The 19000-nt window shown below is 67.3% G+C and carries 17 protein-coding genes; 5 read left to right on the top strand and 12 right to left on the bottom strand.

Going from position 1 to position 19000, the window contains the following annotated elements:
• Window positions 1-4: 4 nt before the first annotated feature.
• A complete protein-coding gene (locus tag AAFL97_RS12690) occupies window positions 5-571 on the bottom strand; it encodes a DUF2478 domain-containing protein (RefSeq protein ID WP_341645230.1) in 567 nt (188 codons plus the stop codon).
• A gap of 342 nt (window positions 572-913) precedes the next feature.
• On the opposite strand from AAFL97_RS12690, the gene AAFL97_RS12685 reads away from it, so the two are divergent.
• Window positions 914-2167 (top strand): MFS transporter, encoded by a 1254-nt coding sequence (locus AAFL97_RS12685; RefSeq protein ID WP_341645229.1) that lies wholly within the window; start codon window positions 914-916, stop codon window positions 2165-2167.
• Window positions 2168-2199: 32 nt separating this feature from the next.
• Here the strand turns inward: AAFL97_RS12685 and AAFL97_RS12680 are convergent, their stop codons facing one another.
• From AAFL97_RS12680 to AAFL97_RS12655, 6 genes are all read right to left on the bottom strand, one after another.
• Window positions 2200-2583 (bottom strand): lysozyme inhibitor LprI family protein, encoded by a 384-nt coding sequence (locus AAFL97_RS12680; RefSeq protein WP_341645228.1) that lies wholly within the window; start codon window positions 2581-2583, stop codon window positions 2200-2202.
• Window positions 2584-2657: 74 nt separating this feature from the next.
• A complete protein-coding gene (locus AAFL97_RS12675) occupies window positions 2658-2969 on the bottom strand; it encodes a hypothetical protein (RefSeq protein WP_341645227.1) in 312 nt (103 codons plus the stop codon).
• A 116-nt stretch (window positions 2970-3085) separates the two neighbouring features.
• On the bottom strand, window positions 3086-4183 hold the full coding sequence (locus AAFL97_RS12670; RefSeq protein ID WP_341645226.1) for an NADH:flavin oxidoreductase/NADH oxidase: 1098 nt from the start codon (window positions 4181-4183) through the stop codon (window positions 3086-3088).
• Between the two features lie 77 nt (window positions 4184-4260).
• Window positions 4261-5400, bottom strand: coding sequence for an ABC transporter permease (locus AAFL97_RS12665; RefSeq protein ID WP_341645225.1), 1140 nt, complete (start codon window positions 5398-5400; stop codon window positions 4261-4263).
• Between the two features lie 11 nt (window positions 5401-5411).
• The gene (gene rbbA, locus AAFL97_RS12660; RefSeq protein ID WP_341645224.1) at window positions 5412-8201 is read right to left on the bottom strand and encodes a ribosome-associated ATPase/putative transporter RbbA; all 2790 of its coding nucleotides are present in this window, start codon (window positions 8199-8201) and stop codon (window positions 5412-5414) included.
• Window positions 8198-9265 carry an HlyD family secretion protein gene (locus tag AAFL97_RS12655; protein ID WP_341645223.1) on the bottom strand — a complete coding sequence of 356 codons (1068 nt, stop codon included), beginning with the start codon at window positions 9263-9265 and terminating at the stop codon, window positions 8198-8200. The genes rbbA and AAFL97_RS12655 overlap by 4 nt, the downstream gene beginning before the upstream one ends.
• Window positions 9266-9563: 298 nt before the next feature.
• On the opposite strand from AAFL97_RS12655, the gene AAFL97_RS12650 reads away from it, so the two are divergent.
• The 4 genes from AAFL97_RS12650 to AAFL97_RS12635 are packed head-to-tail and all read left to right on the top strand — an operon-like array spanning window position 9564 to window position 13121.
• Window positions 9564-10691 carry an ABC transporter permease gene (locus AAFL97_RS12650; protein WP_341645222.1) on the top strand — a complete coding sequence of 376 codons (1128 nt, stop codon included), beginning with the start codon at window positions 9564-9566 and terminating at the stop codon, window positions 10689-10691.
• A 49-nt stretch (window positions 10692-10740) separates the two neighbouring features.
• Complete coding sequence (locus tag AAFL97_RS12645; RefSeq protein WP_341645221.1) at window positions 10741-11541, top strand: ABC transporter ATP-binding protein; 801 nt, start codon at window positions 10741-10743, stop codon at window positions 11539-11541.
• A 21-nt stretch (window positions 11542-11562) separates the two neighbouring features.
• A complete protein-coding gene (locus AAFL97_RS12640; RefSeq protein ID WP_341645220.1) occupies window positions 11563-12501 on the top strand; it encodes an MlaD family protein in 939 nt (312 codons plus the stop codon).
• A complete protein-coding gene (locus tag AAFL97_RS12635) occupies window positions 12498-13121 on the top strand; it encodes an ABC-type transport auxiliary lipoprotein family protein (RefSeq protein ID WP_341645219.1) in 624 nt (207 codons plus the stop codon). The genes AAFL97_RS12640 and AAFL97_RS12635 overlap by 4 nt, the downstream gene beginning before the upstream one ends.
• A 48-nt stretch (window positions 13122-13169) precedes the next feature.
• On the opposite strand, the gene AAFL97_RS12630 is transcribed toward AAFL97_RS12635, so the two are convergent.
• From AAFL97_RS12630 to AAFL97_RS24690, 5 genes are all read right to left on the bottom strand, one after another.
• The gene (locus AAFL97_RS12630) at window positions 13170-13580 is read right to left on the bottom strand and encodes a type II toxin-antitoxin system VapC family toxin (protein ID WP_341645218.1); all 411 of its coding nucleotides are present in this window, start codon (window positions 13578-13580) and stop codon (window positions 13170-13172) included.
• The gene (locus tag AAFL97_RS12625) at window positions 13577-13846 is read right to left on the bottom strand and encodes a type II toxin-antitoxin system prevent-host-death family antitoxin (RefSeq protein WP_341645217.1); all 270 of its coding nucleotides are present in this window, start codon (window positions 13844-13846) and stop codon (window positions 13577-13579) included. Before AAFL97_RS12625 ends, AAFL97_RS12630 begins: the two co-directional genes overlap by 4 nt.
• Before the next feature lie 142 nt (window positions 13847-13988).
• On the bottom strand, window positions 13989-15563 hold the full coding sequence (locus tag AAFL97_RS12620; RefSeq protein ID WP_341645216.1) for a DASS family sodium-coupled anion symporter: 1575 nt from the start codon (window positions 15561-15563) through the stop codon (window positions 13989-13991).
• Window positions 15564-15657: 94 nt separating this feature from the next.
• Window positions 15658-17916: an error-prone DNA polymerase gene (locus AAFL97_RS12615; RefSeq protein ID WP_445954538.1), complete on the bottom strand. Its 2259-nt coding sequence runs from the start codon at window positions 17914-17916 to the stop codon at window positions 15658-15660.
• Window positions 17916-18992 carry a PHP domain-containing protein gene (locus AAFL97_RS24690; RefSeq protein ID WP_445954495.1) on the bottom strand — a complete coding sequence of 359 codons (1077 nt, stop codon included), beginning with the start codon at window positions 18990-18992 and terminating at the stop codon, window positions 17916-17918. Before AAFL97_RS24690 ends, AAFL97_RS12615 begins: the two co-directional genes overlap by 1 nt.
• Window positions 18993-19000: the final 8 nt, after the last annotated feature.

The following is a 19000-nucleotide window of genomic DNA, read 5'->3' as shown; positions in this document are numbered from 1 at the left end:
TGCATCACGACTCCCGCTGCCTGCCGGCGACGCCGGCAAACCAGGCTTCGAGCGCAGGCAAGCTTGCCGGCAGCTCGGTGCCGCAGCCGCCGGTGAACCAGCGCCAGTCGAGCAGGTAGGAATCGGCGACGACGGTCAGCAGCGGCCGATTCTCGCTCATCAGCGCGAGCATTTCCGCAGCAAAGCCGCCGCCGGCCGCTTCGAGTGCGCCGAAGCGGTTGGCGATGCTCAGATCGGCCCCTTCCTGCAAGGCGCGGCGCAGCGCGCCGCTGGCGGCGGCGATGCCGCCCGAATCGAGGCTGCACGAGGTCGAGCCGCTGCCCAGGCGCTGGAACAGCGGAAAGGTGGCGCCGCTGTCGAGGTCGACGAGCAGGGTGTGTTCCTTGCCCGTGCCGCCCGACTGCTGCTGGACGATACCACCCACTTTCCAGCCGCGCTCGCGCAAGCCGTAGGCGAACTCGGCAAGCAGTTCGTCCACCGAATCATGATGGGTATGGACGATCGCCGCCGCAGGAAGGGGCGCTGCCATCGGCGAGGCGGACGAGGTGGCGGATTCGGCGTCTTCGATCATGTCTGCCTGGCCGGTTGGATGAGACGGAGCCAGCGGACAGTCGGATGCGCGCAACACGCAACGGCTCACTGGGTGAGTCGAAATATACAGTTGTATATAACGAGGTGAATTTGATGGGGGTCAAATACGGATGGGGAAGCTGCAGTCATGTCTGAACGGATGACTGCCGGCATGGCCCGTGTGACATGGACCATGCACATGCACATGCACATGCCGATGCCGGCAATCCGACTTCCAGCGTCGCACGGCTGCGGGTGTTCAGCACGACAGCCGAAGCAAGCCGCACGCCCACCGCATAACGCGGTACATTTGCGCCTTGCATCAAAAAACAACGATTTACTTATGAGGAAGAATCTGTGGCTGCTGGCCATCGCCCAGGGCTTGTTCCTGACCAACAACGTGGTGTTCATCGCCATCAACGGCCTGGTGGGGCTGGCGCTGGCGCCGGTGGCGTGGATGGCGACGCTGCCGGTGATGGGTTACGTGGTGGGCGGGGCGATGTCGACCGGCCTGGTGGCGCGCAGCCAGCGGCGCTGGGGGCGCAAGACCTCGTTCCAGCTCGGCCTGCTGGTCGCGCTGCTGACGGCCTTGCTGTGCGCGCTGGCGCTGTATCTGCGCAGCTTCTGGCTGCTGGTGGCGGGGACGGTGATTGCCGGCTACTACAGCGCCAATGGCCAGCTCTACCGCTTTGCCGCCGCCGAACTGGCGCCGCCGTCGTTCCGCGAGAAGGCGGTGTCGCTGGTGCTGGCGGGCGGGCTGATCGGTGCGGTGATCGGGCCGAACCTGGCGAACCACACGCGCGAGGCGATGGCCGCGCCTTTTCTCGCTTCCTACCTGGCGCTGTCGGTGGTGGCGCTGGTGTCGATGGCGGTGATGGCGGGCATCCGTTTTCCGCCCGAGCCGAAGCAGGCCGCGGGCGCGGGCGGCGGGCGGCCGCTGGGCGAGATCATGCGCCAGCCGGTGTTCATCGTGTCCACCCTGGGCGCGGCGCTCGGCTATGGCGTGATGAACCTGCTGATGGCGGCGACGCCGCTGGCGATGGACGTGTGCGGCATGCCGTTCTCGGATGTCGCGCTGGTGCTGGAGTGGCACGTCATCGGCATGTTCGCGCCGGGCTTCTTCACCGGCCACCTGATCAAGCGCTTCGGCGTGCTGCCGGTGATGGGAGCCGGCGTGGTACTGAACCTGGCCTGCATCCTGATCGCGCTGTCGGGGCAGGATCTGCACCAGTTCCTCGTTGCGCTGTTCCTGCTGGGGGTGGGCTGGAATTTCCTGTTCCACCGGCAGCACCACGCTGGCGATGCAGGCTTACCGCCCGGAAGAAAAGGACAAGGCCCAGGCGGCGATCAACTTCGCGGTGTTCGCGACGATGGCGCTGACGTCCTTCGCCTCGGGTGCGCTGGTGACGACGCAGGGCTGGGCGCTGCTGAACCTGGGCTCGCTGGTGCCGGTGCTGCTGACCGGTGCGGCCCTGCTGTGGCTGGGCCTGCGCCGTCGCCGCGAGGCGCTCGAAGGCGCTGCCGGGCGGATTTGAGCCGGGGCGGGCCGGGATGTTCGTCCCGTGTGTGGTGTGCTCATGATGAATGTCTGCCGTGACGCCTGAGCCGTCGGCGCCCGATGGAGGACTGTCACTCCATCAGAAGTTCAAGCTCTTTCGCGCGCTGTGCAGTCATTTCCAGGCCGCATAAGCCTGCTCGGAGTGTAGCGAGCGTGCCACCGTCGGGATCCGCGTAGAACCTGCAGTTCGCATCGCGGTACTGGATCCACAGCCGCTGTACTGCGCGAAGCTCGTTCTTGCGCTCGGCAGGGAGCAGCGCCGTGAGCTTCTTGTATGCCGCATTGAGTCTGGCATCCTGCCGAGCGTGTTCCTCGCCGATGCAGTCGTGCATTGCTGCTGTCACACCGCCGGACGTGTCCATGCACTGCGCATAGGCCGGGCTGTAGAGGTCGTCGCTTGCGTGGGCGGAAATGCACAGGCAGACGAGCGATGCTGCGAGGGCAATCTTCGTCATGTGCGTTTTCCCTGTTCTGTGCATCTGACTGCATTCACGGCTGAACATTTCTCCTGCGGGTGTGCATCATCCTGTCATGCATGGACGAATACCTCGTGCTCCTTACCCCGGTCGTCGATGGCGGTGACAATGATCTCGTGACCCATTTTCACCAGCCGATAGCGGAGATGGATTTCCGACAGGCGTTCCGGCTCCAGCCTGTGATTGGCAATATGCCTGGGCAACCAGTCTTTCCAGCAGGAAATGGATTCATGGAGCACGGCCGGATATTCGCCGGGTGGGGAAATCTGCCCATTGGAGAAATCGATATCGATTTCGTGCTTGGCGGAGTGACGGGCCAGCTCGGGCAGGATGTCCGTAATGTATTGGCCATCGACGCAGTTCATCAGACTCGTAAAACGAATGGCCGAAATTGTGCAGCATGGCATCGATGTGCTTGTATTTCATGATGCATGTCGGCGAAGTCGAATCATACCGAGAAGTCCGGGATTGCAAGAACCGTTCATTCCGTCCGATACCGTTCCAGCCAATGCGCATACGGCGCCGGTAGCACCCAGGTCGGGCGTTCGAGCTTCAGTACCTTTGCTGCGTGCATCGGCCAGTGCGGGTTGGCGAGGTGGGAGCGGCCGACCATGACGAGGTCGAGCTGGTCCTTGGCGACGGCGGCTTCGGCGAGCTCGGGGGTGCCGAAGCCCCAGGCGGAAGCGACGGGCAGGGCGGTTTCTTCGCGCACGCGGGTGGCGACCGGGGCGAGGAAGGCGGGGCCCCAGGGGATGCCGGCCTTCGGCGTGGAAAAGCCGACGCTGACGCTCAGCAGGTCGAGCCCGCCGCGCTTGAAGCTGCGGGTCAGTTCGATGGCTTCGGCCAGCGTTTCCTCGTCGCGGCCGTCGTATTCGATGACGCCGAAGCGGGCGGTGAGGGGGCGGTTCTCGGGCCAGACTTCGCGCACCGCGGCCAGGGTTTCGAGCAGGAAGCGGCCGCGGTTTTCGGCGCTGCCGCCGTAGGCGTCGTCGCGCTGGTTGGCGTGCACCGAGAAGAAGCTCTGGCCCAGGTAGCCGTGGGCGAAGTGCAGTTCCAGCCATTCGAAGCCGGCATCGAGCGCCCGGCGGGCAGCGGCGGCGAAGTCGGCGCGGACGCGGGTCATGTCCTCCAGTGTCATCGCCTTGGGGACTTTCGGCAGGTTGGCGCCGAAGGCGACGGCCGAGGGTGAGATCGTCGGCCATGCGCGCGGATCATCGTTGGCGATGTGGTCGTCGCCTTCCCACGGCAGGTTGGCGCTGGCCTTGCGGCCGGCATGGCCGATCTGGATGCCGGGCACGGCGCCGGCGGCCTTGATCGCGGCGGCGATGGGGGCGAGCGCTTCGGCCTGGGCCGCGTTCCACAGGCCGAGGCAGGCGGGGGTGATGCGGCCTTCCGGCGAGACCGCGGTGGCTTCGACGATGACCAGGCCGGCACCGCCGCGCGCCAGCGCGGGGTAATGCACCCGGTGCCAGTCGTTGGCGACGCCGTCGACGGCCATGTACTGGCACATTGGCGGGACGGCGATGCGGTTGCGGAGGGTGGCGTCCTTGAGCGTGAAGGGCTGGAAAAGTGCCGACATGGAGCGGGTCCTTTGGTCCGGGCGAGGAGTGCGATGAAGGAAATCGGGGCCGCTGAAGTGCTGGCGGCGCGGCCGGTTCAGCTCTGCATCTTACCGATGGTGCTGCGCAGGCGATGGAGGGCGAGGGCGAAGAAGACGCCGCCGATCAGCGCGACCATGGCGAAGGCGGGCCACACCACGTCGAGGCCGGCGCCGCGGAACAGGATGCCCTGGGCGAGGCTGACGAAGTGGGTGGTGGGGGTCAGCGACATCAGCCACTGCACCAGCGCGGGCATGCTTTCGCGCGGCGTCAGTGCGCCCGACAGGATCTGCAGCGGCAGCAGCACGAGGATGGTCATGAGGCCGAACTGCGGCATGTTGCGCGCCAGCGTGCCCATGAAGATGCCGATCGAGGCCGCGGCGAACAGGTAGAGCAGCGAGGCCGCGCCGAACAGCAGCGCCGAGCCGGGCACGACGACGCCCAGCACGCCCTTGACCATGACCTGCAGCGAGAAGGACGAGGCCAGCAGCACGACCACGCCCATCGACCAGACCTTGGACAGCATGATCTCGAAGGGCGTCACCGGCATCACCAGCAGATGCTCGATGGTGCCGTGCTCGCGTTCGCGGATCAGCGCGGCGCCGGTGAGCAGGATGCCGAGCATGGTGATGTTGTTGATGATCGCCGTCACCGCCGCGAACCAGCCGCCGCTGAGATTGGGGTTGAACATCGCGCGCTCGACCAGTTGCACCGGCTGCGCGGCGGTGCTGCGATAGCGCTGCACGAAGCTGCGGATCTCGTCGTTGACGATGTTCTGGATGTAGCCGGTGCCGGTCTGCGCCTGGCTCTGGCGGGTGGCGTCGACGTTGAGCTGCAGCGCCGGCGAGCGGCCGGCCAGCACGTCGCGCTGGAAGTTGGGCGGAATGTCGAGTACGAAGGTGTGGCGGCCGGCATCCATCGTGGGGTCGATCTCCGCCAGTTCGATCCGCTCCGGGTCGATGAACTGCGGCGGGTGCAGCGCGGCGATGATGCGGCTGGACAACTGCGACTGGTCCTCGTCGACCACCGCGATCGAGGCCCGGTGCAGGCTTTCGGGCTTGGCGGTGGCGTCGGCATACACCGACACGGTGAACATGAACACGATCATGAACAGCATCGGCCAGTCGCCGAGCAGGCTGTGGAACTCCTTGATGCCCAGGTGCCAGGTGTTGTGCAGGGTGCTGTTGCGTGTGCCCATAGTCTTCCTCTTCAGCGGGCCTGTTTCTTCAGCAGCAGCGCGGACAGCAGCGTCAGCACCGGAATGGCCACCAGCAGCGGGATGAAGGCGCCGCCCAGGTCGCCGAAGTCGAGAGCCTTCGAGAAGGTGCCGCGGCTGATGGTGAGGAAGTGCGTGGTCGGATACATCTCGCCGATCAGCGCGCCGCCGCCTTCGAGCGAGGACACCGGATCGAGCATGCCGGAGAACTGGATCGCCGGCAGCAGGGTGCCGATCGAGGTGCCGGCCATCGCCGCGATCTGGCTGTTCGTCAGCGTCGACATCAGCAGCCCCAGGCCGGTGGTGGCGGTGACGTAGAGCAGCGCGCCGGTGAAGAAGGCCGTCAGGCTGCCCTTGAACGGCACGTCGAACAGGGTGATCGCGAGCACGAACATCAGCACGCAGTTGAACATCGACAGTGCAATGTAGGGCAGTTGCTTGCCGAGCAGGAATTCGAGCTTGGTGACCGGCGTGGTGTAGACGTTGAGGATGGAGCCCAATTCCTTCTCGCGCACCACGCCGAGTGCGGTCAGCATCGCCGGGATGAAGACCAGCAGCATCGGGATCACCGCCGGCACCATCGCGATCAGGCTGCGCATGTCCGGGTTGTAGCGGTAGCGCACGGCGATGTCGGCGAGCGGAGCGGCGGAAATGCCGGCGCTGGCCATGGCCTCGGTCAGCGTCTGCGCATGCACGCCCATGACGTAGCCGCGCGCGACCTCGGCCCGCATCGGCATCGCGCCGTCCAGCCAGACGCCGATCTCGGGCCGCGCGCCGCGCGCGAGGTCGCGGCCGAAGTTGGGCGGAATCTCCAGCGCCATCGCCAGTTCGCCGGCGCGCATGCGGCGGTCGATGTCGGCATGGCTTTCGAGTGGCGGCTGTTCCTGGAAGTAGCGCGAGCCGGAGATGTTCAGGGTATAGCTTTCGCTCGCGGTGCTGCGGTCGAGATCGAGCACGGCGTAGCTCAGGTCCTCGACGTCGGTGGTGATGCCGTAGCCCATCACCAGCATCAGGATCACGGTGCCGAGCAGCGCCAGCGTCAGGCGGAAGGGGTCGCGGCGCAGTTCGGTCGCCTCGCGCGTGCTGAAGCTGAGCAGGCGGGCGAGGCTGAAGCGGGGCGGGCGCGAGTGCGGGGTGCTGGCTTCTTCTTGCTTCACCGGCGAGGGAGGGGCGGGGATGTCCGGGTCGGCGCTCCGGCCGTCACCTCCGAGCTTCACCCCGCTCGCCTCGGCCAGATAGCCGACGAAGGCATCTTCCAGCGAGGCGGCGCCGCGTTGCGCAGCCAGTTCGTCGGGCGCGCCGCTGGCCAGGATGCGGCCGGCGTGCATCAGCGAGATGCGGTCGCAGCGCTGCGCCTCGTTCATGAAGTGGGTGGTGATGAAGATCGTCACGCCGTCCTTGCGCGACAGGTCGATGATCAGCTCCCAGAAGTGGTCGCGTGCGACCGGGTCGACGCCCGAAGTCGGTTCGTCGAGGATCAGCACGTCGGGCCGGTGCAGCACCGCGACCGCCAGTTGCAGGCGCTGGCGGATGCCCAGCGGCAGCGCCTCGGGCACGTCGTCCATGACCGGCTCGAGATCGAAGCGGCGCGCCAGTTCGGCGATGCGGGCTTCGCCTTCGGCCTTCGGCAGGTGGAACAGGTCGGCGTGCAGCTGCAGGTTGCGCCGCACCGACAGTTCGGCGTACAGCGAGAACGCCTGCGACATGTAGCCGACCCGGCGCCGGGTGTCGATGTTGTGGGCATCGAGGACTTCGCCCAGCAGCAGCGCCTCGCCGCGGGTGGGCGGCAGCAGGCCGGTGAGCATCTTCATCGTCGTCGACTTGCCGCAGCCGTTGGAGCCGAGGAAACCGAAGATCTCGCCGCGCCGCACCTGCAGGTTGACGTCGTCGACCGCGACGAAGTCGCCGAAGCGCATCTGCAGCTTGCGCGCCTCGATGACGGTCTCGCCGGCTTCGAGCGGCGGAATCGTCAGCGGCGTGTGATCGCCGAGCCGTTCGGGCGGCAGCAGGGCGAGGAAGGCGTCCTCCAGCGTGTCGGCGCCCGTCCGTTCACGCAGTTCCGCCGGGCTGCCGGTCGCCAGCACGCGGCCGGCGTCGACCGCGACCAGCCAGTCGTAGCGTTCGGCTTCTTCCATGTAGGCGGTGGCGACCAGCACACTCATGCCCGGGCGCCGTTCGCGGATGCGATCGATCAGTTCCCAGAACTGGCGGCGCGACAGCGGATCGACGCCGGTGGTGGGTTCATCGAGGATCAGCAGGTCGGGGTCGTGGATCAGCGCGCAGCACAGGCCGAGCTTCTGCTTCATGCCGCCGGACAGCTTGTTGGCCGGACGGTCGGCGAACTCGGCGAGGCCGGTCGAAGCCAGCAGGTCGGCGATGCGCTCTTCGCGCTCGGCACGCGACTGGCCGAACAGGCGGCCGAAGAAATCGACGTTCTCGAACACCGACAGCGTCGGATAGAGGTTCTTGCCCAGGCCCTGCGGCATGTAGGCGATGCGCGGGCAGACGTCGCGGCGGTGGCGGGCGCTGGCCATGTCGCCGCCGAGCACCTCGACCTTGCCTTGCTGGATCTGGCGCGCACCGGCGATCAGTCCCAGCCAGGTGGATTTGCCGACGCCGTCGGGGCCGATGAAGCCGACCATGCAGCCGGCCGGGATGTCGAGCGTGACGTGGTCGGCGGCGAGCGTGTCGCCGTAGCGGTGTTCGACGTCGACGAGGCGAACGACGGGTGGGCGGACGACCGGCGCCGTGGAAGGCGCCGCCGGTCCGGTCGTGGAATTCACGGCAGCCTCGTCTGCAGCTCGCCGGGCCAGGGTTTGCTGTCGTCGAGGCGGACGTGGGCGACGCCGGGCAGGCCGGTCTTGACGTGCTCGGGATACTTGGCGAGCAGTTCGGGATCGATGCGGGCCTTGACGCGGAACACCATCTTCTGCCGTTCGCTCTGGGTTTCGACCGTCTTCGGGGTGAACTGCGCGACGCTGGCGACGTAGGAGATGTGCGCCGGAATCACGTAGTGCTGGGCGGCATCGAGCACGATGCGCGCTTCGGTGCCGATGGCGACGCGGCCGGCGGCCATTTCGGGCAGGAAGAAGGTCATGTAGACGTCGCCGATGTCGACCAGGCTGACGATCTTGCCGCCACCGCCGACGACTTCGCCCGGCTGCACGATGCGGTACTGCACGCGGCCGCCGCGCGGCGCCTTCAGCACGCCGTCCTCCAGCTCCGTTTCCAGCCGGGCGACGACGGCGAGCGTGGCCTGGATCGCGGCTTCCGCCTGCTCGACCTGTGCTTCGGCGGCCTTGACGCCGGCCTGGGCGGCAGCGATCTGGGCCTGGGCGACGTTGATGTTGGCTTCGGCGTTGCGCACGCGGGCGAGGTTGTCGTCGGCGACCTGCTCGGAGATGGCGCGGTCGGCGCGCAAGGCCTGCGAGCGGGCGCTGGTCTTGCGCGCGATGTCGAGTTCGGAACGGCGCTGCACCAGGGTCGCCTCGGCCATGGCGACGTCGGCCTTGCGCTGGGCGACCTGGGCGAGGGCGGTTTCGCGCGCGCTGCGGGCATTGGCGGCTTCAGCGCGGGCCTGGGCGAGCTGGGCCTCGACCGTCTTCATGTCCATGCGGGCGATGACCTGGTCGGCGGCGACGAAGTCGCCTTCGTTGACCAGGATGTCCTGCACGCGTCCGGCAGCCTTGGCGGCGACGTCGACTTCGGTGGCTTCGATGCGGCCGTTGCCGTGGACGAAGCTGCCGTCATCGCCGTTGCGGCCGAGGAATTGCCATGCGGCAGCGGCCGAGATGGCGAGGAGGGCGGCGGCGAACCATGCCGCCTTGTTCTTGGTGTCGGTTTTCATGGCATTTTTCCGCTCGTCGGACCTCATTTTCGGGTTCAGGCGGGCCCGAGCCCTGCAGCAGCCGTCCCAAGCCGGCGTGGTGCACGCCTATGCGGACGGGCAAGAAAAATGCTGCGGTGCACTTGCATTCCAACATTTGCCGAATATCATCGTCAAGCGCCGTGTCGTTGTAATAGCTGGGTTTATATGACGATAAGGTGACGCATGATGCCGGATGGCAATCACCGGGAAAGGACATGGCAAGGGCGGGCCCGCGGGGCCCGGGATAGTGGAGCATGGGACGTTTTTGGGTGACTCGATGAGCGGTTTCGCGGACTTGTCCGGCGCTGGCGACGAAGGCCGGCTGGTGCTGGGCGGCGACTGGACGCTTGCGAACTACCGCTTGCTGGCGGGCCGCGTCGCTGCATTGCGGAAAACGATCGGACCGGGCACGCGAGTCGATGCGGCCGGGCTGGGCGCGCTCGACACCGCCGGTGTCGCATTGCTGCACGAACTGCTGGGGCCGGAGCGCCTGCAGTGGCTGGCCGGCGACGAAAGCCCATTGGGCGCGGAACGCCGCGCGCTGCTGAAGACGGTGGCGGACGCGCTCGCCACCGAGCAAGCCCCGCCCGCGAAACGGGGCAATGCGCTGGGCGATGTGCTCGAGCACATCGGCCAGACGACGACGGTATTCTGGCACCACGTGGTCGGCACCCTGGGCTTCATCGGGGTCACCTTGCAAACCGCATTCGTCCTGCTGCTGCAGCCGGGGCGCTGGCGCGTCACTTCGCTGGTCGCCAACCTGGAACAGACGGCGCTCAATGCGGTGCCGATCGTCGCGCTGCTGACCTTCCTGGTCGGTGCGGTGATCGCCTTCCTCGGTTCAACCGTGTTGACGGCCTTCGGCGCCAGCATCTTCACCGTGGACCTGATCGCGTTTTCCTTTCTGCGCGAGTTCGGCGTGCTGCTGACGGCGATCATCGTCGCCGGCCGTACTGCAAGCTCCTTCACCGCGCAGATCGGCTCGATGCGTGCCAACGAGGAAGTCGACGCCATCCGCGTGCTGGGCCTCGATCCGATCGAGCTGCTGGTGCTGCCGCGGGTATCGGCGCTGATGCTGGCGCTGCCGATGCTGACCTTCGTGGCGATGGTGTCGGGCATTGCCGGCGGCATGCTGGTGTGCGCCGCCAAGCTCGACATCTCGCCGGTGATGTTCCTGTCGGTGGTCGAGAACGACGTCAGCGTCAGGCACTTTATCATCGGCATGGCCAAGGCGCCGATCTTCGCTTTCCTGATCGGCATCATCGGCTGCCTGGAAGGTTTCCGCGTCAGCGGCAGCGCGCAGTCGGTCGGCGAGCACACGACCTCGGCAGTGGTGCAGTCGATCTTCATCGTGATCGTGGTCGACGCGGTGGCGGCGCTGTTCTGCATGGAGATGGGCTGGTGAGGCGGGGATGGTGAGATGGGGACGATGACGGGGGAGGGCGGGTGACGCGATGACTGCGGCCGTGGAGAACATCATCGAGGTGCGCGGCGTGCGCAACCAGTTCGGTGCGCAGGTAGTGCATGACAATCTCGATCTCGACGTGCGCCGCGGCGAGATCCTGGGCGTGGTCGGCGGCTCCGGAACCGGCAAGTCGGTGCTGCTGCGGACCATCGTCGGCCTCAACCGGCCGGCGGCGGGCAGGGTGAGCGTGTTCGGCCAGGATTTGCTGACGCTGCCGGAAGCGCGGCGTGCGCAGGTGGAACGGCGCTTCGGCGTGCTGTTCCAGCAAGGCGCGCTGTTCTCCTCGCTGACGGTGGCCGAGAACGTGGCCCTGCCGCTGATCGAGCATGCCGGACTGAGGACGGCGGAGGCGGCGGAGCTGGCGCGGCTGAAGATCGCGCTGGCGGGCCTGCCGGCCAATGCGGGCGACAAGTACCCGTCCGATCTGTCGGGCGGCATGGTCAAGCGCGCCGCGCTCGCGCGTGCGCTGGCGCTCGACCCCGACATCCTGTTCCTCGACGAGCCGACCGCCGGCCTCGATCCGATCGGCGCCGCCGCCTTCGACCAGCTCATCCTCACGCTGCGCGACGCCCTCGGCCTGAGCGTGTTCATCGTCACCCACGACCTCGACACCCTCTACACCATCACCGACCGCATCGCGGTGCTGTCGCAGAAGCGGGTACTGATCAACGACACGCTCGAAGCCGTGGCGGCGACCGACGACGCCTGGATCCGCGAGTATTTCCACGGGCCGCGCGGCCGTGCCGCGGCGGATGCCGCGCAGGCGCTGCACCACGTCCCGCAAACCTGATTCAACCCGGAGCAACCCGAAATGGAAACACGTGCCCATCACGTGCTGATCGGCCTCTTCACCCTGCTGGTGGTCGGTGCGGCGCTGGTATTCGCGCTGTGGCTCGGCAAGAGCCACAGCGACACCCAGTTCCACGCCTACGACATCGTCTTCCAGGAGGCCGTCAGCGGCCTGTCGAAAGGCAGCACGGTGGAGTTCAACGGCATCAAGGTCGGCGATGTCTCGAGTCTGCGGCTCGATCCGAAGGACCCGCACCGGGTCATCGCCCGTGTCCGCGTCGACAGCGAGGCGCCGGTGCGCAGCGATACCCAGGCACGGCTGGTGCCGGCCGGCATCACCGGCATCTCGATCATCCGCCTGAGCAGCGGCGACGACCCGAACAGCGTGCCGCTGGTGCCCGAGGACGAGGTGCCGGAGATCATCGCCACGCCGTCGCCGCTGACCAAGCTGATGGCCGATGGCGAGGACGTGATGGTCAACATCAACGGCGTGCTGTTCCAGATGCGCCAGTTGCTCTCGGAAGAGAACATCGCCAGCATCGCGCATACGCTGAAGAGCCTGGAGCAGACCACCGGCACGATCGCGGCCGAACGCGAGGGCATCGTGGCTGCGGTGCGCCAGCTTGCCCGGATCGGCGAGCAGGCGGCACTGGCGCTGGGTGAGGCTTCGAAGCTGGTCGGCAATGCCAATCGGCTGATCGACGTGGAGGGCGCGCAGACGCTGCAGAGCGCACAGCGCGCGATGGCCGCCTTCGAGCGTGCGATGGCCACCGTCGATACCCTCGTCAGCGAGAACCGCAGCCCGCTCAACAGCAGCATGCGTGGCCTGGCCGAACTTGGCCCGGCGCTGGCCGAGCTGCGCGACACGCTGGCCTCGATGCGCGCCATCACGCGCCAACTGGAAAACCGGCCGACCGAATATCTGCTCGGCATCGAACCGGTGAAGGAGTTCACACCATGAAATCCCGCAAGTCTGCGATGCGCACCCTGCATGGTGCCGGCCTGGCCGCTTCGCTGCTGATCCTGTCGGCCTGCTCGGTACTGCCGCGCCCGGACCCGGTCGACACCTACAGGCTGCCCGCCGTCGAATGGCGCAAGGCCGAAGGTGCGGCGCTGCCGCTGTCGCTGCGCATCTCGCGGCCGGCGGCCGGCACCAGCCTGTCCGGCCAGCGCATCGTGGTCGTGCCCGAAGGCGACCGGCTCAGCGTCTACAAGGGCGCGCACTGGAGCGATCCCGCGCCGGTGCTGGTACGCGAGCGCATCATCGAGGCCTTCCGTGCCGACGGCCGCATCGTGGCACTGAGCAGCGACGAAGTCCGCCTGCATGCCGACTACGAGGTCGTCAGCGACCTGCTGGCTTTCCAGAGCGAGTACCGCGATGGCGCACCCGAAGTCGTGGTCAGGCTGGATGCCCGCCTGGTGCGGCGCGACGGCCGCCAGATCGTGGCGTCGCGCCAGTTTGAGGCCCGCCATCTGCCCGCGGGCAGTGACGTGCCGCTGGTGGTGGACAGCTTCGGCCAGGCGTCGGCGACGGTGGCGGGGCAAGTGGTGGAGTGGGCGGTGGGAGAGCTGAGCCGCTGAAGGCGCAGTGTGCAGAACGGAGGGGCGATGCCAAGCTTGCCTGATGTCTCAGGCCAGTAGCTTTACGCTCAGGCCCTGGACGCGTTGAAACGCGGCATCTCCCGTCAATATCAGGTGCGGTGGCCCGAGTTGAAGGCAGCTTGCGGCCTGCAGCGCGTCAGGCGTGCGCAGCCCATGTCGTACGCGAATGGCGGCGGCGAGCTCCACCACTTCACGGTTCAGTTCCACCCAGAGCAGATCGGGCCGAGCGAAGAAAGCATCGAACAATGCCAGCGCGGCGCTATCGTTTGTCTTCATGGGACCGACACGGCATTCCAGCCATGACAGGCGGCTGATGGCCAGCTTGGCGTCAGGGTGCGCCCGCGAAAGCGCTGTAAGTTCAGTGCGTACGCGGTTGGAGAAGGGCGCCTTACCTTCCAGCAAATAGATCAAGGCGCTTGCATCGAAGAAAATGATCACCAGGCGCGCTCTTCGGCCAGGGCAGCATCGATGTCGGCCTTGTCACGCATGCCGGTGGCAGGTTGTGCGAGCAGCCACTGCAGTGCGCTCATACCCGGCTGGATCGGCGGCTGGCAGGCGGTGATCCGTTGGTATTCAGCTTCGGATAGCACGACTGCGGCCGGCTTGTTGCGTTTGACGATATGCACCGGGCCGTGGCGCAAGGCGTCTTCAATGGCTGCCATGCCACGGCGCTTGATTTCGGCAACGGTCAGAACGTTGTTCATGGCAAATTCGATTTCAGTACTGAATTACGGAAAAGAGTACTCCAAACAGTACTGATTCACAAAAGACATGGATAAGTGCTGTATATGTCTCCCACGCTGGCCCGTGTCGATGCCGCGACGGATCGGGCTGACCCTTTCGGCCTCAGTTCGCCGGCAGTGTCATGTAGCCCATCCACGACCAGTAGGTCAGCGCGAACACCACCAGCAGTACCGTGGCAGCCACGGTGAGCGCCAGGCCGGTGCGGATGTAATCCTTGATGTCGAAGGTGTCCGTACCGTAGGCCAGCATGCCCTGGGGCGAATTCACCGGCAGGATGAAGCCGAAGCTGACCACGAACTGCAGCAGCATCGTCATGCCGATGGGGTTGATGCCCGGCGTTTCCACCGCCTGCAGCACGCTGATGATGATCGGGATCATCGTCGATGCCAGGCCGGTCGCGCTGGCGAAGCCGAGGTGGATCACGATCAGGAACAGCGACAGCAGCATGAAGATGGCGAAGGCCGTCGCGTTCGCCAGCCCGAGATGCTCGACGATCAGGCGCGCCAGCCAGGGTGCGGCTTCGGTTCTGAGCAGGGCCGAGCCCATCGCGATGCCGACCGCGAACAGCAGCACCGTGCCCCAGGGGAAGCCTTTCTGCGACTCCTTCCAGTCCATCACGCCGATGCGCGGCAACAGCATCAGCGCCACTGCGACGATGGTGGACGAGGTGGTGTCCACGCTGTGCAGCACGCCTTCGGTGGCCCAGAAACCCAGCAATACCACGGTGATCGTGAGCAGCTTCCATTGCCTGAGTGTGGTCGGCCCGAGGGCGTCGAGCTGCTGGCGGATGGCTTCGCGCCCGCCGGCGATGTGATCCATCTCGGGCTTGAGCATGCGCGTCATGATGAAGTACAGCATCACCGTCAGCACGGCGGAGAAAGGCGCGCCGGCGATGAACCACTCGCCCCAGGTGATGGTTTCGCCGAACTGCCTTTCGATGAAGCCGATCGCCACCATGTTCTGTGCGGCGGCGGTCTTGATGCCGATGTTCCACACGCTGGCCGTCTGCGCGGCGGTGATCACCACCAGCGCGGCGAACTTGCTGCGGCGGTCGGCGCCGAAGGCGGTCAGGAAGCCGAGCATGATCGGCATCAGGCAGGCCACGCGCGCGGTGGCGCTGGGCACGATGAAGGACAGCAGGAAGCCCACCGCGATCGCGCCCATTGCCACATGGTTGGCGCGCGCCGGGACGTAGGACAGCACCTGCAGCGCAATGCGCTTGTCGAGCTGAGTGGCGGTCATTGCCGAAGCGATGAAGCACGCCGCTGCCACCAGCACCGCTGCGCTGTTGCTGAAGCCCGATAAAGCGTAGGGCAATGCACCGCGGGTGCCCATCATCGTGTCCGTCGTGTCCTGGCCCGGCGCGGGGCTGAGGGCCAGCAGGGCGATCATCAGCGCACCGATCACCAGCGCCGAAACCGAGTAGTCCAGCGCTTCGGTCATCCACAGGATCACCGCAAAGGCCAGGATGCCCAGCATCATCTGCCCCGCCTGCGGCAGGCCGGCCAGCGGGGGCATGAACACCACGATCAGCAGCGCGGCGATGGCGGCCACCAGGCCGGCGCGCTGCGTGAAGCTGAGGGTGGGGAGGGCGCTGCCTTGATGGCGGAAGGGCTCGATGACATGGATGGCTCCTTTTTCTGCTTTGCCAAATATTCTGCGGCTGCAAAATGCCATGTCATTTTGCTGCAAATCAAGAATGAGAGCCATTACCCGGCATCGCTTCCGGTTGCCGGAATTCGGCATCTGCCGCGCTGTGCGCGGTCAGGCTTCAATGGAAGTCCCGGCTTCTCGCCACCAGGCCCTGCAGCAGCGCGGAATGGTCCACCACCCGGTTCGCGATCAGATGCACGACCAGGCCCTGGCGGCTGATCTGGCCATAGACGCCGAGCAGGTGGGCGCCGAGCAGGGGGCGGCGCTGGCGTTCGAGGAGCTCGGGGCGGACGATGACGTTGGTGAGGCCGGTTTCGTCTTCCAGCGTGATGAACATCGTGCCCTTGGCGGTGCCGGGGCGTTGGCGGCAGGTGACCAGGCCGGCGCCGCGGGCCAGCATGCGGTCGGGGGAGACGGCGATGTCGGCTGCGGTGATGAAGCGCAGGCGGGCGAGTTCGCCGCGCACGAAGGACAAGGGGTGGCGGCCCAGCGTGAAGCCGAGGCGGGCGTAGTCGGCGAACAAGTCTTCGGCTGCCGCCGGTGCGACCAGTGTGGCCGCGGCATCGCCGCCGGGCGCCGTGGCCAGCAGGCCGGGCAGGGGCGCGGCGCCGGTGGCCTGCCACAAGGCCTGGCGGCGGTGGCCGGCCAGCGTGGCGAGCGCGCCGCCCGCGGCCAGCACGCGCAGTGCGCCGGTGTCCAGCCGGGCACGGATGGCGAGATCCTGGGTGTCGGCGAAGGCGCGCTGGCGCCGGGCGGCGGTGATGCGCATCGAGGTGTCCTGGCCCAGGCCGTGGACCATGCGCAGGCCGAGGCGCACGGCGGGCTGGGGAGGCGCGGGCTGCTGTCCCGTCTTTGAAGACGCTTTGCCACTGCGGGTGGCGGTGCCCTCAGCCGGAGTCGTGACGGCCACCGTTTCTTCGAGCGTGCATGCCCAGTCGCTGGCCGTGACGTCGGCCGGGCGCACTTCGACGCCGTGGCGGCGGGCGTCCTGGATCAGTTGCGAAGGGGCGTAGAAACCCATCGGCTGGCTGTCGAGCAGCGCGGCGAGGAAGGCAGCCGGTTCGAAGCATTTCAGCCAGGCCGAGGCATAGACCAGCAGCGCGAAGCTGGCGGCGTGAGATTCGGGAAAGCCATATTCGCCGAAGCCTTCGATCTGCTGGCTCAGGCGCTCGGCGAAATCGGTGTCGTAGCCGTTGCGGGCCAGGCCTTCGAGCAGTTTCTTGCGGTGGCGTTCGAGCTCGCCCTTGCGCCGCCAGGTGCCCATCGAGCGTCGCAACTGGTCGGCTTCGCCGGCGCTGAAGCCGGCCGCGACCACGGCAAGCTGCATGACCTGTTCCTGGAAGATCGGCACGCCCAGCGTGCGCGCCAGCGCAGCGTGGATTTCGGCGCGCACGTCCGCCATCGGGTTCTCGTTGCGTGCAACGCGTTCGCGTGCACGTAGATAGGGATGGACCATGCCGCCCTGGATCGGACCGGGGCGCACGATGGCGACTTCCACCACCAGGTCGTAGAAGCAGCGCGGCTTGAGACGCGGCAGCATGGTCATCTGCGCGCGCGACTCGACCTGGAACACGCCGATCGAGTCGGCGCGCGACAGCATTTCATAGACCTCGTCCCGTTCGCGCTCGATGCTGGCCAGGCTCAGCGGCCGACCGCGCCAGGCCGAGGCCAGGGCCAGGCCGCGGCGCAGCGCCGACAGCATGCCGAGCGCGAGCACGTCGATCTTCATCAACCCGACGGTGTCGAGGTCGTCCTTGTCCCACTGGATGACGGTGCGCTCGGGCATCGCGGCGTTTTCCACCGGCACCAGTTCGTCGAGCCGGCCGCGGGCGATGACGAAGCCGCCGACGTGCTGCGACAGGTGGCGCGGGAAGCCGATCAGTTCCTCGGTGAGCGTGGCCAGCCGCCGGCTGATCGGGCTGTCGGGATCGAGTCCGGCGGCGGCGAGGCGCTCGGGCCGTACGCGGCGGCCGTCGAACCATTGGTGCTCGCTCGTCAGGCGGTCGACTTGTGCTTCGCCCAGGCCGAGGGCGCGGCCGACGTCGCGCAGCGCGCTGCGGGTGCGGTAGGTGATGACGGTGGCGGCAAGCGCAGCGCGGTCGCGGCCGTACTTGCGATAGACGTACTGGATGACTTCCTCGCGCCGCTCGTGCTCGAAATCGACGTCGATGTCGGGCGGCTCGTTGCGTTCGCGCGAGATGAAGCGCTCGATCAGCATGATGCCGAGCTCCGGATCGACTTCGGTGATGCCCAGCGCCCAGCACACCGCCGAATTGGCCGCCGAGCCCCGCCCCTGGCACAGGATGCCGACGCTGCGGGCGAAGCGGACGATGTCGTGTACGGTGAGGAAGTAGGGTTCGTAATCGAGCTCGGCGATCAGCGCCAGCTCGTATTCGATCTGCTTGCGTACGGCGGGCGGTGCGGGGTCCGCTGCGGGAGGCGGCGGAACGGCGCGGGCGGCGGGGCGGGCAAGGGCATGGATTGCGGGCGATTCATCGGTAGGGGGGCCGGACGATCGCCATCCTGCCGATAGCGCCAGGCCAGGCCGCCTTCCACCAGGCGGCGCAGCCAGGTGGCGGGCGTTTCGCCGTCGGGCACGAGTTCGGCCGGGTATTCGTAGCGCAATTCGTCGAGGCTGAAAGTGCAGCGCGCGGCCACGGCCAGGGTTTCGGCGAGCAGGGCGGGCGGGTAGCGGCCGGCGAGCGTGGCACGGTCGTGCAGCCGGTGTTCGGCATTGGGGGCGAGCGCCAGGCCGGCTTCGGCCACGCTGCAGTGCAGCCGCAGCGCCGTCATCACGTCGGCCAGCGGCCGGCGGGCGGCGGCGTGCATCAGAGCACCGCTGGCGGCCACGGCCGGAATGCCGGCGTTCCGGGCGATGCGGCGCAAGCAGGTGATGCGCTGGCGGTCGCGGCCGTCGAGCCGCACCGTGACCGCCATCCAGGCGCGGCCGGGAAAACGCTGTGCGAGCCAGGCGGCATCGGCTTCGAGAGTGGCAGCAGAGCCGGCGGCAGGCGGTTCGGCACGCGCCGGGACAGGCCAGTCCGGCGGCGGGAAATCGGCGGGCGGAATCAGCAGGGCCAGGCAGTCGGAGCAGGCGCCGTCGAGCATCGTCCGCGTGAGCTTGTATTCGCCCTTGCCGGCAGCGCGCCGGGCGCGGGTGATGAGCCGCGACAACTGCCCGTAGCCGGCGCGGTTGCTTGCCAGCAGCACGATGCAGGGGCCGTCGGCGAGTTGCAGTTCGCTGCCGATGATCAGCTTGGGCCGGCCCTGTTCGGGTTGCTCCTGCAGCGCACGGTGGGCCCGCACCACGCCGGCCAGCGAGCATTCGTCGGTGATCGCGATCGCGGCATAGCCGAATGCCGCCGCCTGGGCGACGAGTTCCTCGGGATGCGAGGCGCCGCGCTGGAAGCTGAAGTTGCTGAGGCAGTGGAGTTCGGCGTGGTCGGGAAGCATGTAGTTGA

The sequence above is a fragment of the Thauera sp. SDU_THAU2 genome (assembly GCF_038260575.1).
In the GTDB taxonomy this organism is placed as follows: domain Bacteria; phylum Pseudomonadota; class Gammaproteobacteria; order Burkholderiales; family Rhodocyclaceae; genus Thauera.
Note: the sequence above shows the minus strand (reverse complement) of the source record. Positions and strands in the feature narration are given on the sequence as shown.